This window comes from Cohnella sp. GbtcB17, from assembly GCF_019091135.1.
Classification (GTDB): domain Bacteria; phylum Bacillota; class Bacilli; order Paenibacillales; family Paenibacillaceae; genus Cohnella.
Genome location: NZ_JAGXJW010000044.1, coordinates 16,732 through 33,096, shown reverse-complemented (window position 1 = coordinate 33,096; position 16,365 = coordinate 16,732). Strand labels below are relative to the sequence as shown.

Below are 16,365 nucleotides of genomic sequence, written 5' to 3'. Positions count from 1 at the left end.
AGGAGGTACGCCATGAAGGAGCTGAAGCTGGCAATGATCGGGCTCGGCAGGTTTGCGGAGCTTCACGCCGGCATCTGGAGCCGGATACCCGGCGTGAAGGTGACCGCGATCTGCGATCAGGACGCCGAGAGATTCCCGCGGTTCAAGGCTTGGTTCCCGGACGCCGCGTGCTATACCGACTGGCGGGAGCTGCTGGATAGCCAAGCCTTCGACGCCGTCGACGTGCTGACGCCCGAACATTTGCACGACGAACCGACGATCGCCGCGCTTCGGGCGGGCATCCATGTTTTCGCGGAAAAGCCGATCGCCCATCGACCGGAGGCGGCGGAGCGGATGATCGAAGCGGCGGAGAGCGGCGGCAAGGTGCTGATGATCGGGCATGTGCTGCGCTTCGATCCGAGATATGCCGCAGTCAAGGACAGGCTTGCCGCCAACCCGTTCGGACGGATCCGTACGATCTATGCCAAGCGCAACAACGGCAGCGTTTTTTTTCCTATCTACAATCGGGTGCATCCGGCCTATATCCTCGGCATTCACGATATCGACCTGATGCACTGGTATATGGACGACGAGGTCGAAGAGGTGTACGCCCTTCGCTCCTCGGCAGAACCGGGCGGTCCGCCGGACGCCAGTTGGGCGATGCTGACCTTCCGAAAGGGCGGTATCGGCATTTTGGAAAACAATTGGCTTCTGCCCGGAGGGGCGCCCGCCCCGGCCGACGTTCGAATGGAGATCTCCGCGGAAAGAGGGGCGGTCATGATCGTCGATCCCGAACCGGGCGTCTATTATTCGGACGACAGCAGGACCGACGTTCATGGTTTTTTCAACGATCATGTTCTTCACGGCGCGAGAGGCGGCTCGCTTGCCGCCGAACTGAGCCATTTCGTCGAATGCGCGAGAGCGGGCGCACCGTCGGAGATCCTGAAGCCGCGCGACGCGCTTCGCGCGCTGCGTGTCGCCGCCTGCGTCGAGCGGTCGGCCGCGGAAGGAAGAGTCGTACGCATAAGCGAGCGGGCGGGAGCGCCATGAAGCTGACGGAGCATGTGTATGCGGTCGGCGGGGGAGCGCTCGGCCCGCTCGTCAGCGACGCGCTCGATTGCAACGTTTACGTCTTGAAGACCGGCGACGATTACACGCTCATCGATGCGGGCGCGGGGCGCGGGACGAAGGCGATCTTGTCCAACCTGCTGGCGGACGGCATCGAGCCGGAACGCATACGGCGCCTGATACTCACTCATGCCCACGCCGACCATTCCGGCGGCGCCTTCGGCTTGCGCACTCGACTGAAGCAGTTGAGCGTCGCTGCGAGCGCCGCGACCGCCGATATCGTCGGCCGCGGAGACGAAGAGCGGATGAGTCTGATCGAAGCGAGAGCGGCGGGCGTGTATCCGCCGGACTACCGGTTCGAGGCGTGTCCCGTCGATCGTATTCTGTCTCCTGGCGAGGTGCTGGAGCTCGGGGGCGGACTGACGCTTCGCGTGCTGCCCGCTCCCGGTCACAGCGCCGATATGATCGCACTTTATTGTCCGGAGCTTCGCGCATTGTTCGCAACCGATGCCGTGTTCCCGGGCGGGAAGCTGGCAGTGCAGACGACGCCGGATTACAGCTTGGAGAAGTATCGGGATACGATCGCGCGGCTTGCGATGCTGGATGTGGAGCAACTGTATGCCGGACACGACCGGCCCTTGACTGCAGGCGGCGGTGCAAGCGTTGCGGCGGCGAATGCCCGGTTCGAAGCGGGTCTGCCTCCGCTTAGCATCGTGTGACCGAGGATAGCGACGTAGGCCGACTTAAACGAATGAAGGGATGAGCCATCGATGAAAAAAAGCAGTCTCCTAAAGCTCGAGACCGGCGGGGAACCGGTGTCGATTCCGCTTCTCGAGATCGAAGGACTGACAGACGGGCCGCGGCTGCTCGTATTCGCCGCCGTTCACGGGGACGAATACGAAGGCGTAGAGACGATTCTTCGACTCTATGAGAGACTTTCTCCGGAGGAGCTCGCCGGAAGCCTCGTTATGCTGCCGATCGCAAATCCGTATGCTTACCGCGCGGGCGCCCGCATCAGTCCCGATGACGACACGAATCTTGCGCGCGTCTTTCCGGGCAAGCCGGACGGCACGGTAACGGAGCGGCTTGCCTCCACGCTCCACGGTCTGATCGCCGAGAGCGACTTCTTTCTCGATCTTCACAGCGGAGGGACGCACTATGCCGTCGCCGCGCTGGCGGGCTATTATCACGATCCGGAATCGGCGTTCGGCCGCCGCTGCCGCGCTGCCGCCGAAGCGTTCGGAAGCCCCTTGCTCTGGGGGCACGAGCGGATCGCGCCGGGCAGAAGCGTATCGTCGGCCCAAGCGCTCGGGGTTCCTTGGCTGTACACCGAAGCGTACGGCGGGCGCAGAATTCGGCCGGAAGACTCGGATCTGTTTTACCGGGGAGCCTTGCGTCTCATGAACCACCTCGGCATGCTCGTCCGTCCGAATGCTTCCGAGCTTGGGCTGGCGCCGTCGACGATACGCACGATACATGGCGACGGCAACTTCGACGAATCGGTCGCCGCCGCCGCGGACGGCTTCTTTATACCGGACGTTCCCCTGCTGACGGAGCTTCGGTCCGGCGATCGCATCGGCACGATCCGTTCTTATGGCGGCGAAGTGCAGGACGAGGTTCGCGCTTCCTCGGACGGCATTCTGGTGATGCTGCTGGGCACCCCGATCGTTCGCAAGGGGGATTCGATCTATTTGATCGCGCCAATGCACGGTTGACTTTTTATGTCTTATTTTTTTAAAACTAACAGGCTTTAACTACGGGAGGATAACTTCGTATGACAGTGCAATGGTCCGAGAAATTCAAAGGCGTCATCGTCGCCATGAATTCATGCTATGACGCGGAAGGCCGGGTCAGTCCCGACGCCGTTCAGAAGCTGACGCGGTTTCTGATCGGCAAAGGCGTCGACGGGCTGTATGTCGGGGGAAGCACCGGCGAAGGATTGCTGCAGAGCGTCGAGGAGCGCAAGCTGGTCCTGGAGGCCGCAATTGAAGCGAGCGCGGGAGAAGTACCGATCATCGCTCACGTCGGCGCGCTCGCTACGCAGGACAGCATCGAGCTGGCCGTGCATGCCGAGAAAGCGGGAGCTGCCGCATTGTCGGCGGTAGCGCCTTTTTACTACGGCTACTCGGAGGATGCCGTAGGCCGGCATTGGACGGCGATCGCGGACAGCACGGACTTGCCGTTCATCATCTATCATATCCCAGCGACGACCGGCTTCAGCTTGACGAAGGGGCTGCTTGCGCAGCTGCTCGACAATCCGAAGTTCATCGGCATCAAAACGACGGCGGCGAGCACATACGAGCTCCAGCAATTCAAAGCGATGGGCGGAGAGCGCTTCCTGATGTTCAACGGACCGGACGAACAATATCTTGCCGGACGGATCATGGGCGCAGACGCGGGGATCGGGGGGACGTACGGCATCATGCCGGAGCTGTTCGTTCGGCTCGAGCAGGAATATGCCGCCGGGCGGATCGAGGCAGCCCGCCAGGTGCAGTTCTGCATCAACGACATTATCGCCGACCTGCTGACCTTGCCTGTATACGCGGCATTGAAGGCGCTCATTCGCCGCAGGGGGGTCGACTGCGGGGACGTCAGGGCGCCGCTGCCGAAGCTGTCGTCGGGCCATGCGGAGAAGATCGATGCGCTGCATGCGAAGATCGAGCTCGCCATTCGTAAGTTCGCATCCGTAAGCATGCTTTGAAACGAATCGAATACCACTAGACGATGAGAGAGGTGCTTGATTTATGATCAAACGCTCCAAGCTCTGTCTGCTGCTTGCCGCGCTCGTGACGGTTCCCTTCATTCCCGCGCCATGGCCGGGAGAGACGCAGGCGGCGTATGCCGAGCGATTGCCCGGCAGCGTCGGCTACCTGAACGACGACAGCTCGCCGACCGGCGGCTCGCTCGGCAACTTCGGTTATACTTCGTCCGCGGCCTTCGATTACGCCGGCCGGAGTGTCGGCATCGATTTTCAGACGACTCGATCGTTCAGCGAGCTTCGGCTCATCGACGACGACAGGACGAATCGAATAAACCACAGTTCGGATCTGGCCGTCTATACGAGCAACGACAACGTGACTTATGTCCCGCTGACCGGCTGGAGCTTCCACAAGTCGGGGAATTCCATCGTGCTTCGGGATTTCTCCGCCTCCGCGAGATACGTCAAAGTGCACGCCAACTTCTCCGACGCGGGAAATGCGAGCGTGTGGTTAAAGCAAGCGAATCTGCAAAACCTGCTGGAGGCGCTCGATATCCAGCCCGAGCCGGGAACGCTAAGCGGGACGGTCGGTTATGTGAACGACGACCGCAATCCGGCAGCTGGCGCGGTCGGGAATTGGGGCCAGTCGGTTTCCGCCGCGCTCGATTACGCGTACCGCAGCGTAGGTGTCGACCTGGGAGCGACCGTCTCCTTCAACACGGTCGAGCTGAAGGAACCGTCAGGACCCTCGCGAATCGAGAAGTCCGATCTGTCCCTTTACGTTAGCAACGACAATACGACGTTCGCCAAAGTGACGGACTTCGATTTCCTCAAGCTGAACAATCGAATCATCCTGTACAATTTTTCCGCTACAGCCCGGTATGTCAAAGTTCACAATCATTTTGACGATGCCTCGTTTACGTTCTCGAACCCGAATTTGCAGCAGATACTCGCCGTGGCGAACCGGCCGGCCGGCCGGTGGACGGCAGGAGGCGGGGGCGTATGGGCGTTCAAGAAGGCGATCTCCGTGTCGAACGGCGGAGGGCAGCTCCAGGAGGACCGCGCCGTTTACGTGACGAAGACGTCGATCGGCGCAAGCGCGCTGCAGGCGGCGGGCAAGCTCGGCTACGATTATGCGGACGTACGCTTTGCGGACGCAAGCGGTCGGGAGCTGGCCTTCGAGATGGACGACGGCGGCTTCTCCGTAAGGATCCCGAGCCTCGCGGCGGGGGGAAGCGGGACGATCTGGCTCTATTACGGCAATCCGTCCGCTTCGTTCACGGGAGGCGGTCAGGAAGCGCTGCAGGTGGAGTACGGCAACAAGACGCTGGAGGATCATACGACGACGCCGTTTAAGGATAACGTCAAGCCGGTACGGCTCGCGAACGGCAGCCTGATGATGGTGGCCAACCGGGTTCAGTCGACGACCAGCGGCATTTATGCGAAGTATTCGACGGACGGAGGGCGGACGTGGACGACGCCGGTCGAGATCGCGAATCTGAACAATGCGGGCCGGGACGAGCCTGCGGGACTGTTCGTCGATCCGGACAACGGCGACGTGCTGCTGTTTTTCTACTCTTATTACGGGTATACCACGACGGACTGCCTGAACGCATGCCGCAACGATCTTTACATGGCCAGATCGACCGATAACGGACAGACGTTCACGACTCCCCGGCAGATCGACACGGGCACGCTCGTCTACGACGGCGTTACCTACCCGGTCAAGTATAACGTCACCTACGCTAACCCGATCCAGATCGCCAACGGAGATTGGATTTTCCCGTTCGCTTACGTGAAGGATCCCGAAGGCGGCTTCGCCGTCAGCGTCGTCTATTCGACGGACAAGGGCGCGACCTGGCAGCGCAGCGCTAGCCAGCTATCCGTTGCCGCAAGCGGGGGCGAGGGAGGTCTATCCGAACCCTCCATCCTTCAATTGGCAGACGGCTCGCTTAAAATGTACATGAGGCAGCAGGTCGCGACCAAGGTCCGGCTGGCGGAGAGCGTCTCGACCGACAACGGGCGAACATGGTCGATGCCGGTCGACGCGAATATGTTCTCGTCCAATACGATGTCCGTATTGACGCGCCATTCAAACGGCGATGTCCTGCTGCTGTGGCCGGGCAATAATGCGTTCGGAGGGACGAGCTATATCCGCAATCCGCTCACGCTGGCGTACAGCAAGGACGAGACGGCATCCTGGAACGCGATGCGCGACTTGCTCGGACGCACCCGGCTGTCCGGCCCCGGCGTGAACGCCGATACGATCAGCCGTCCCGCGACGCAGCCGTCCACCGTCATGATCGACCCGGACACCTATCTATTCGGCTGGTGGGGGACGAATCTGTCGACCGCGCAGACGTTGCTGATCGAGGATTTTCAGCGATATCTGTATAAATCCCACGGCGTGTCCGACGACTTCGAATACGAGGAGCTGAAAAACGATTACTGGTGGCAGCTAGGCTCGACGATCGCGGTCAGCCATAACCAGGCTCGGAGCGGAGCGGGATCGCTTCGTCTGCTGGACGACAACACGGCAAGCTTGACCGCGGGCAGCCGCCTCTTCCCCGGGATGAGGCAGGGCATCGTCAAATTCAGTCTGTACGCGCACAGCCTCGCAGACTCGTTCTCCTTCTCCCTGAGGGAGCCGTATTCGTACGTGCACTCGGCAGAAGGAACGATGTTCCAATTTTTCGTCGAGTCCGACGGTTCGTTGAAGGTGTACAACTCGGCAGGCAGCCGGACAGAGCTGCCGGTGACGACGGATCTGACGCTGAACGCTTGGCACGACATCGAACTGCGCTTCGACGCGACGGCCGGGACGATCGGGATTTACGTCGACGGAGCCTTCAAGGGCACGGCCGGCACCTACAAGAGCGGCAATCTCGTTACGCATTTCAACATCGCCTCCGCGAGCACGGGCGCGACGGGCACCGATGTTTATATCGACGACCTGACGATCCGGAATACGGAAGCGGGTCTGCCGGCGGCCGGTACGATCGGGACGGAGCAGCCGGCCTAACGGGTTCTGACAGGACAGGAGGATGGACTGCAACATGATGGCAGGTTGGTTGGAAAATGGGGCCATGCAATGGGAGGCTGCGCCCGCGGGGCTAAGGCGCGCGATGGCCTTCCTTCGGGAGACGGACTTCAGGTCGATGCAGACCGGCCGGATCGAGCTGGACGGAGAGCGGATGTACGCGCTCTTGTCGGAGTCGGTGACGCGCTCTCCCGAGGAGGCTCTCGGGGAGGCGCACGGTCTCTATGCGGACGTTCATTATGTGCTCGACGGGGCGGAACGAATGGGGTTCGCGCCGGGAGCGGACGGGACATCCGTCAAACAGGATTTGCTGAAGACGGAGGATGTCGTCTTGTACGATCGACTGGGGCAGGAGAGCTGCCTTTATCTGAGCAAAGGGATGTACGCCATCTTCCTGCCCGGCGAGATTCATCGTCCGGGCATTTATATAGAGGCCCCGGCTTCAATTCGCAAGGTCGTAGTTAAGATTCGCCGGGATCTTCTGAAAGTGTGAAAAGAGTTCCGTTCGCAATGACGAAGGGATGCGGGCTCTCGTTCGACCGCCGCCGGTTTCGCGCCGGCGGTTTTTTTGCCGTTTGCTGGCCTCGCGCCGCCTTCCGCAGCCGTCTATGACCTTTATCACATCGCGGTCGCCCGAGGGGGTATAAAATGAGAGCAGCATGAAAAGCCAATTGCCCTGTCGGTTGGCCGCGAGACGCAATTCGCGAATCTCGCGCCGTTCGAGCCGTGGCAACGAAAGGAAGTCATCCCATGCAGCAACCTAGCGATCGTCAGCGCCTCATCGTCGTCGGCAACGGAATGGCGGGCATCAACACGGTCGAACAGATCCTCAAGCTGGCTCCCGAAGCTTATCGGATTACGGTTTTCGGCAGCGAGCCCTATCCGAATTACAATCGCATCCAACTCTCCTACGTGCTCGAGAAGAGCAAGTCGATCGACGAGATCATTCTGAACAGCCGGGCGTGGTACGCGGAAAACGGCATCGAGCTGCATACCGGAACGACGGTGACGCGAATCGATACGGCGGCGAAAACGGTGACGACGTCGGACGGCGCAAGCGCTCCTTACGACAAGCTGATCGTCGCGACGGGCTCGAAGCCGTTTATGCTGCCCGTTCCGGGTGCGGACAAGCAGGGCATCGTCGGCTTCCGCGACATCGCGGATTGCGAGACGATGCTCGAGGCGGCGGGCAAGTACCGGAAGGCGGCGGTTATCGGCGGCGGGCTGCTCGGGCTTGAAGCGGCCAAAGGGCTGCTGAAGCTGGGCATGGACGTCACGGTTGTGCATCTGCTCGGCGAGCTGATGGAGCGCCAGCTCGATCCGACGGCCTCGCATCTGCTCCAGCAGGAGCTTGAGCTGCAGGGGCTCAAGTTCGCGATGGGGAAAAAGACGGAGGCCTTTCTCGGCGGCGAACGCGTGAGCGGGATCAGATTCGCGGACGGCTCGGAGCTTGCGGCAGAGTTCGTCGTCATGGCGGTCGGCATCAAGCCGAATGTCGAGTTGGCCCGCGCGAGCGGCATCGAGACGAACCGCGGCATCGTCGTCGACGACCTGCTCCGCACGTCGGCCGAAGGCGTGTACGCGGTCGGGGAGTGCAACGAGCACCGCGGCGTCAGCTATGGCCTGGTCGCGCCGCTGTTCGAGCAGGGCGCGGTGCTCGCGAAGCATCTGTGCGGCGTCGACACCGCCCCCTATGCCGGCTCGGTCGTGTCGACCCAGCTGAAAATCTCGGGCGTCGAGGTGTTCTCGGCGGGCGAGTTCATGGACGCATCCGATCTGACGGTCGTGCGCATGCACGACGAATGGCGCCGAATCTACAAGAAGGTGCTCATCCGCGGCGGCGTCATCGTCGGCGGCGTGCTCGTCGGCGACAGCAGCCAGTCGGCGCGGCTGCAGCAGTGGATCCGCACGGGCGCGGTCATGAACGACGAATACCATGGGATCGTCATGGGGACGGCCGCCGCTCCGGCGGGAGCGGGAGCGGCGGAGCTCGCCGACGAGGAGATCGTCTGCGGCTGCAACGGCGTCACCAAAAAGATGATCGTCGACGCGATCCGCGAGCGCGAGCTTACGACGGTCGACGAGATCAAGCTCGCCACGGGAGCGACGCGCTCGTGCGGCGGCTGCAAGCCGGTCGTCGAGCAGATTCTGAAGCTGACTCTCGGCGACAAGTACGATTCGGCTGCTGCCAAGCAGGCGGGCATCTGCGACTGCACGCCGCTCACCCGGGACGAGGTCGTCGCGGCGATCAAGGAGAAGGGGCTCATCACGTCCAAGGAAGTCCGCTACGCCCTCGACTGGAACAACAAGGAGGGCTGCTCCAAGTGCCGGCCGGCGCTGAACTACTACCTGGGCATGATCTGGCCGCAGGAGCATGAGGACGAGAAGGACTCGCGCTTCGTCAACGAGCGGATGCACGGCAATATCCAGAAGGACGGCACGTTCGGCGTCGTGCCGCGGATGTACGGCGGCGTCACGACGCCGGAGGACCTGCGCCTGATCGCCGACGTCGCGGTGAAGTATAAAGTGAAGCTCGTCAAGGTGACGGGCGGCCAGCGGCTCGACCTGCTCGGCGTGAAGCGCGAGGATCTGCCCGCGATCTGGTCGGACCTCGGCATGCCTTCGGGCTATGCGTACGCCAAGGCGCTCCGCACGGTCAAAACGTGCGTCGGCTCTCAGTTCTGCCGCTTCGGTACGAAGGATTCGATGGGCATGGGCATCGTGCTCGAGAAAAAGTACGAGCGGCTCGACATGCCGGCCAAGTTCAAGATGGCGGTCAACGGCTGTCCGCGCAACTGCGCCGAGTCGTCGACAAAGGACATCGGCATCGTGGGCAACGAAGGCGCCTGGGAGATTTACGTCGGCGGCAACGGCGGCATCAAGGCCCGGCTGGCCGAACTGCTCTGCAAGGTGAAGACCGACGAAGAGCTGATCGAGATCGTATCGGCGTTCATGCAGTACTATCGGGAGACGGGCAAGTATTTGGAACGCACGTCGGATTGGATCGAGCGGATCGGCCTCGAGAAGGTCAAGACGGTTATCGTGGAGGATGCGGCCGGGCGCAAGGCGCTGGCCGAGCGGATGGAAGCCGCGCTCGCGCGGGTGAGGGAGCCTTGGCAGGAGATCCTCGACAATCCGAATCTTCGCGAGCGATTGTTCGGAGAGATAGCCATTCCGGCCGGCGGCGGCAGGAAGGAATAGGAGGATGCGAGGATGACAAGAGAACAACTGGAGGCAGCGGGATACCGCCTCGCAGGGAGCGTCGAGCGGTTTCCGGCGCGCATCGGCAAGCTCGTGCGGCTTGGCGAATCGGAGATCGCCGTGTTCAAGACGACGGAAGGCGACATCTTTGCGCTGGAAAACAAGAGCCCCGGTCCGCGCGGCGGCACGATCGTCGACGGCATCGTGTCCGGGAACGTGCTGTACGATCCGATCTGCGACTGGCGGATCGGCCTGGCGGACGGCGCCGTGCAGGCGCCGGACCGCGGGCAGGTCGCCGTGTTCCCCGTCCGCATCGTAGACGGGGACGTCTATATCGGCCGTCCCTAAGGATTAAGGATATTTGACGACCGGCCACTTCACCTTGCGCAGCGCGTTCAGCAGCTCGGGCGAGGCGTTCAGGTTCGCCTGCACCAGGTCTCTCGGCGTGAGCGCCATCCATTGGTTCAGCGAGACGTCTGCGAACCGGTCGCTCCGGAACATCTCGAGGAACCAAAGCGTCTCGCTGCCCGTGTTTTGCACATAATGCCCGAAGGCAAAGGGAACATAACCCACGTCTCCCGCCCTGACGTCGAAGGTCCGGGCGGTACCGTTGCCGCCGAAGACGGTCATGCGGCCCTGACCCGAGAGATAGTACTGCCATTCGTCGTTGTTCGGATGCCAGTGCATCTCCCGCATCGCGCCCGGCTCGATCTCAACGAGCGCGGCGGCGATCGTCTTCGAGATCGGGAAATTGGTGGAATCGACGATGCGCACGCTGCCGCCCGGCGTCCGAAGCGGCTCCTGCGCGAGCAGCTTGTGCTTAAAGGAGAGCGGGACGGCGCCGTAGGGCGACTCGACGGCTTCGGATGCGAGGGGACCGGGCACGCGATCCTCGAAAATGTACAACTGTTTGTCCGGCCGGCCGTCGAACGCGGATTCGGGCACGCCGAAGTTCGCCGCCAGCACGTCCTTCGGCGTATGCGCGAACCAGTCCGAGATCGACAGCGTGTTCAGATCGGAAAAATTGCCGTCGTCGAAGACGAGCAGAAACTCGCAGCCCTCCTCGAGCGCCTGGATCGAATGGGGCAGTCCGGCCGGGAAAAACCACAGATCTCCCTTTTCCACGTCGGCAATGAAGTTGCGGCCCTGCGCGTCGACCGACGTGATGCGGGCGCAGCCCCAGATCATGTACGCCCATTCGGACTGCTGATGCCAATGAAGCTCGCGCACGCCGCCGGGCACAAGACTCATGTTGACGCCGGCCAGCGTCGTTGCGATCGGCAGATCCCGCACGGTGATCTCCCGGGACCAGCCGCCATGATTCAACTGCATATGCGTATCCGAAAACGAAAATTTCATGTTGGGGAGCAAACCGGCGTCGGTGGCCGGCGGCACGAGCATATCCGGATTTTCCAGATCTCTCAGCACGTCGCGGGGTCCGAAGTCGGGACCGCCGGCGCCGTCCTTGCGGACGGGCTGGGGCACTTTAAGGGGCCCCGCTTGTCGGCGGGGGACGTTTTCCATAAGCTTCAGCTCCTCGTTTTAACTGCCGGACTGCCGTCCTGCTGCAATTGTATGAGCGTCGGCTTGGGCTATATGTGCACAACCGAGTGTCCAACGGCGAGATTCAAATATCGCAATCGGCGAGCGTCGCCGCAGTGGAGGAAAGTGCAGATCTTGCACTTTCCTTTCTTTGCGTTCCTGCTATGTTCTGGGTGTAGTTAAAAAAGGATACCAGAGGAGGCAGTATGATGTCGGTAAGATTAAATGGGTTCCGCACGCTTGCCATGGCTTGTGTCTTGTCGCTGGCGGCAGGGCTCCTCCCCCCGCCCGGCGCGAGTGCCGCAACGACGTATCATGTATCGGCAGCTTCGGGCAGTCTGACGGGCAACGGCACGACCACGCCGTTCAAGACGATCAGCCAGTGCGCGGCGGCCATGACGGAAGGCGATACGTGCATCATCGAGTCCGGAACGTACAGGGAGACGGTGACGCCTGCCAACTCGGGCACGTCGACCGCGCCGATCCGGTACGAGGCGGCCGCGGGCGCGACGGTCGTCGTCAGCGGCACCGAGCCGCTTGGCGGGTGGAGCGTGCACAGCGGCAATATTTACGTAGCGAATTTCACCGGGACGCTCCCCGCCAATGAAAACCAGTTGTTCGTTAAAAACGGTACGACTGTGACCCCGCTGTGGGAGGCGCGGTGGCCGAACATTGGCGCCTACGACTTGCCCGGGCTGATGAATGGCGTAGCCGTGGCGGACAGCGGCGACGAGAATACGATTACCGATGCTGCGCTCGTCTCGACGAACGTGAATTGGAACGGCGCCAAGATCTGGGTTCGCGGCGGCAACGCCTATCAAGCGATGACCAGCCAATTGACGAGTTACAACGCCACGACCGGCGCATTTACTTATGCGCCGATCACGGGCTATTACGATGCGCTGAAGCCCAAGGCCGGCAGCACTTATTTCCTCAGCGGCATCCTCGCAGCGCTGGACGCGCCTAAAGAGTGGTACGTCGACACCGCCGCTCAGAAGGTTTATTTGTGGGCGCCCGGCGGCGGAGCGCCGACCAATGTGGAGATCAAGAAGCGCAAGACCGCCTTTAACTTGAACGGCAAAAACTTTATTCAGCTGGCCGGCATTCAGACATTCGCGGCCAACATTACGATGAACGGCTCGAACAACAACCTGCTGGACGGCGTGAAGGCTGAGTACGTTTATTACTCGAATTACTCCCAGAACACGACAAATCCCGACCAAGTGAACGGCGGCATCGCGATCGTAGGCAACGACAACGAGATTAAGAACAGCACGATCGCTTATTCGACCGGCACGCTGATCAATATCAGCGGCAGCAATAACAGGATCGTCAACAACTACATTCACGACGGCAGCTATATGGCCTCCTACGATCCGCTGCTCAAGCTGACAAGCGGAACGAATAACGTTATCAGCAGCAACAAAATGGAAAATTCGGGCCGTTACATCATCTACTGGAACAACGGCATCGCCGAGATTTCCTACAACGATATCTCGAACGGCATGTGGCTGTCCCGGGACGGTGCCTTGATCTACGCATGGGGGACGGATCTGGGCAACAGCAACATCCACCACAATCTGATTCACGATGCCGTTCACGGCAGCACGGCGAACGATATGCGCGTAGGACTGTATTTCGACAACTACACGGAAAACGTCGTCGCGCACCATAACGTTATTTACAACAACGACGTCGGCATTCAGATGAATACGCCGGGCAACTACAAGCTGATTTACAACAACACGGTCGTAGGCAACCCGACGGCCAGCATCGGCTACGGCGGCGATATGTTGAGCCCGTACAAGAGCGAGCTGTACGGCACGCGCGTATTCAACAACATCTTCACCGATCCGGTGTCCCTGACCGAGGACGTCGTCCGAGGGTTCAACACGATTACGGATGCTGGTCTCAACTTCGCGAATGCCGCGAACAAAAATTTCCGGCTGAACATCGATTCGACGGCCGTTAATATGGGCGCGATTATTCCGGGCATCACGGACGGTTACGTCGATGCCGCGCCCGACGCGGGGGCTTACGAGTACGGCGGCACGGACTGGACGGCCGGCATTTCCGCGCTTGCGCCGACGTCGTACGTGCCCGTCGCGACGCCTTATATGAACCGGGTATACAACAGCGGCTTCGAGAAGCTTCTGGAAGGCTGGACGCCATGGACGACTTCCTCTGCAACCACGACCGACAGCAGCATCGAGGGCACCTACGCCAACTCTGACTTCCGCAAGCGCGGCGTGCGAACGCGGTTGAAGCTGGGCGCCGGGGGCGGCGTCGAACAGCTGATTACGGGCCTTTTGCCGAATACGACTTACAAATTCGTCGCTTGGGTGTATACGGACACCGGCGGTCAGGCCATCAACGTAGGCGTGCTCAACTACGGCGGCACCGCGATCGACGTCTCCCAGAGCACGGCCAATCAATACGTTCGCAAGGAAGTCGAGTTTACGACAGGCGCGACTAACACGTCGGCCAGAGTGCGAATCTGGAGAGCGGCGGGAGCGACAGGCAATGCTTATGCGGACGATACCGGCCTGTTCGAGACGGCGGCTTACAATCCCGGCGTTTACAAGAACCAGGCGGCCGGCAAGACGACGATCACCGCAAGCGGCGCGCTCGGTTTCCCCGAACGTTTGACGGACGGGGTCAAGACGGCGTACTCCAACATGGACGATACCGGGCCGCAATGGGTCAAGATCGATCTGGGCCGCAGCTACGAGCTCGACAAGATCAGTTTGCTGCATTATTATACCGCGACGGACATCCGCACCTACCATGACGTCATCGTGCAGCTGTCCAACGATTCGACCTTTGCGACCAAGACGACCGTCTTCAACAACGACGCCAACAATTCGGCGGGGCAGGGGACAGGGACGGACGGCGAGTACGCAGAGACGGCGGACGGCAAAAACATCACGTTTGCGAAAACGAATGCGCGGTATATCCGCCTCTGGTCAAACGGAAGCACGAAGTACGACACGCAGCACTACACCGAAGTCGAGGCATGGGGCGTGCCGGCGGTCACGCCGACCTCGCCGCTGCAGGGACGCAAAAACGTGGCGCCTTTGGCCAAAGACGCCCGTATTACATTTAGTTCGGCTTTAGGGAATCCGAACCGGGTTACGGACGGCAAAATGGACAACGGCTTTGCCAATCAGGACGGCCCATCGGGCGGGCCTGCCAGTCCGCAATGGGTTCAGCTCGATCTGGGACAGAAATTCAGAATCGATCAGGTGAAGCTCTGGCATTTTATCACTTTTGACCGGATCTATTATGACGTCATTATTCAGCTGTCGAACGATCCGACGTTCCCGGCATCGGGGACGACGACCGTCTTCAACAACGATGCCGACAATACGGCCGGACAAGGCAACGGGACCGACCCGCTGTACGCGGATAATGCGGCCGGCAAAACGGTGAACTTCCCGCTGACCACCGCCAGATACGTCCGTTTGTGGGCGAACGGGAATCAAAACAACAACTCGCAGCATTACGTGGAAGTCGAAGTATATGGATCGCCGGATTACGGCATGGGAACCTGAATCATCGTTTCGGATTCAAAGAAAAGCGCACATGCTGCGCTTTTCTTTTTTTTGAATAATAACGATAGGCCGCCATCATTTATGTTGCACTATTTAATTATTAGAGTGTATTATATATAAAAAATACACACTATTAAATTCGGAGGCTGGAGACATGGAGAGAGAGCTGGCACTTGAGATCGTACGGGTAACGGAGCTGGCCGCGCTGGCGTCCGCGCCGTGGATGGGTAGAGGGGACAAGCATCACGCAGACGGCGCGGCCACGTCCGCCATGCGCGCGATGTTCGATTCGGTATCGGTGAGAGGGACGGTCGTGATCGGCGAAGGGGAGTTGGACGAAGCCCCGATGCTCTATATAGGCGAAGCCGTCGGCAGCGCGCATGGGCCCGAGGTCGACGTCGCCGTCGACCCGCTTGAAGGCACCGAGATCGTCGCCCGCGGGCTGAACAACGCAATGTCGGTCATCGCTGTGGCCGGCAAAGGAAGTCTGCTGCATGCGCCGGATATGTATATGGAGAAGCTGGCCGTCGGGCCCGAGCTCGCGGGCAAAGTGAGCCTGTCCGATCCGCTGGAGAAGACGCTGTTTACGGCGGCGGAGCAGCTCGGCAAACCTGTGCGGGAATTGACGGTCATGCTACTGGATCGAGAGCGGCATGCACATATCGTGCGGACGCTGCGCGACGTGGGCGTGCGAATCAAGTTTTTGTCCGACGGGGACGTTGCCGGTGCGCTTGCGCCGTCGTTTCCCGAAGCCGGCATCGACCTGTACGTCGGCTCGGGCGGCGCCCCCGAAGGCGTGCTGGCCGCCGCCGCGCTGCGCTGCCTGGGAGGCGAGATTCAGGGCCGTCTCATGCCGGCGGACAAGCGCGAATACGACCGCTGCCTCGAGATGGGGCTGGCCGACCCGGAGAAGGTGCTGACGATGGACGACATGGTCGGCACGGGGGATGTCATCTTCGCTGCGACCGGCGTCACGCCGGGCGAATTCATGGGCGGCGTGAGGTACCTGCCCGGCGATCGTGCGGAGACGCATTCGATCGTCATGCGGGCGAAGACGCGGACGATCCGGCATATCCGGTCGCTCCACCATCTGCCGAGCAAGCCGCTTCTGCTCGATTTGGCCTCGCGGAGCGCAGAATCGTCTCTTTCGCCCAATATTGCGGCCTATTAATCAATCCTGTACACTATTCGTAGCTTCGCTCCGAAGCGGCCCTGACGGAAGCCTGCAGGGCCAAGCTTCAATTGGAGAAGCTTTGAAGAAGCGATCGCAATAGTTCGGACTG

11 protein-coding genes are annotated in these 16,365 nt (G+C 61.0%); 10 read left to right on the top strand and 1 reads right to left on the bottom strand.

The window, feature by feature from the left end:
• The first annotated feature begins 12 nt into the window (after nt 1-12).
• The 8 genes from KVT38_RS22565 (at nt 13) to KVT38_RS22530 (ending at nt 10,334) form a co-directional block, all read left to right on the top strand.
• Nucleotides 13-1,029 (top strand): Gfo/Idh/MocA family protein, encoded by a 1,017-nt coding sequence (locus tag KVT38_RS22565; protein WP_217596001.1) that lies wholly within the window; start codon nt 13-15, stop codon nt 1,027-1,029.
• Complete coding sequence (locus tag KVT38_RS22560; protein ID WP_217596000.1) at nt 1,026-1,766, top strand: MBL fold metallo-hydrolase; 741 nt, start codon at nt 1,026-1,028, stop codon at nt 1,764-1,766. The genes KVT38_RS22565 and KVT38_RS22560 overlap by 4 nt, the downstream gene beginning before the upstream one ends.
• Nucleotides 1,767-1,817: 51 nt before the next feature.
• Nucleotides 1,818-2,762 carry a succinylglutamate desuccinylase/aspartoacylase family protein gene (locus KVT38_RS22555; protein ID WP_217595999.1) on the top strand — a complete coding sequence of 315 codons (945 nt, stop codon included), beginning with the start codon at nt 1,818-1,820 and terminating at the stop codon, nt 2,760-2,762.
• Between the two features lie 59 nt (nt 2,763-2,821).
• On the top strand, nt 2,822-3,748 hold the full coding sequence (locus tag KVT38_RS22550) for a dihydrodipicolinate synthase family protein (protein ID WP_217595998.1): 927 nt from the start codon (nt 2,822-2,824) through the stop codon (nt 3,746-3,748).
• A gap of 43 nt (nt 3,749-3,791) precedes the next feature.
• The gene (locus KVT38_RS22545) at nt 3,792-6,767 is read left to right on the top strand and encodes a DUF2341 domain-containing protein (protein ID WP_217595997.1); all 2,976 of its coding nucleotides are present in this window, start codon (nt 3,792-3,794) and stop codon (nt 6,765-6,767) included.
• 34 nt (nt 6,768-6,801) lie between these two features.
• Nucleotides 6,802-7,278, top strand: coding sequence for a NanQ anomerase/TabA/YiaL family protein (locus tag KVT38_RS22540; RefSeq protein ID WP_217595996.1), 477 nt, complete (start codon nt 6,802-6,804; stop codon nt 7,276-7,278).
• Nucleotides 7,279-7,535: 257 nt separating this feature from the next.
• Nucleotides 7,536-9,986, top strand: a complete 2,451-nt coding sequence (gene nirB, locus KVT38_RS22535; protein ID WP_217595995.1) for a nitrite reductase large subunit NirB — start codon at nt 7,536-7,538, stop codon at nt 9,984-9,986.
• A 12-nt stretch (nt 9,987-9,998) separates the two neighbouring features.
• Nucleotides 9,999-10,334, top strand: coding sequence for a nitrite reductase (NAD(P)H) small subunit (locus KVT38_RS22530; RefSeq protein WP_217595994.1), 336 nt, complete (start codon nt 9,999-10,001; stop codon nt 10,332-10,334).
• 3 nt (nt 10,335-10,337) lie between these two features.
• Here the strand turns inward: KVT38_RS22530 and KVT38_RS22525 are convergent, their stop codons facing one another.
• Nucleotides 10,338-11,510 carry an oxalate decarboxylase family bicupin gene (locus tag KVT38_RS22525; RefSeq protein ID WP_217595993.1) on the bottom strand — a complete coding sequence of 391 codons (1,173 nt, stop codon included), beginning with the start codon at nt 11,508-11,510 and terminating at the stop codon, nt 10,338-10,340.
• Between the two features lie 227 nt (nt 11,511-11,737).
• On the opposite strand from KVT38_RS22525, the gene KVT38_RS22520 reads away from it, so the two are divergent.
• Both KVT38_RS22520 and glpX read left to right on the top strand, forming a co-directional pair.
• Nucleotides 11,738-15,082 (top strand): discoidin domain-containing protein, encoded by a 3,345-nt coding sequence (locus KVT38_RS22520; protein WP_217595992.1) that lies wholly within the window; start codon nt 11,738-11,740, stop codon nt 15,080-15,082.
• A gap of 154 nt (nt 15,083-15,236) precedes the next feature.
• Entirely contained in the window at nt 15,237-16,253 is a 1,017-nt protein-coding gene (glpX, locus tag KVT38_RS22515; protein WP_217595991.1) for a class II fructose-bisphosphatase, read from the top strand.
• The last annotated feature ends 112 nt before the right edge of the window (nt 16,254-16,365 follow it).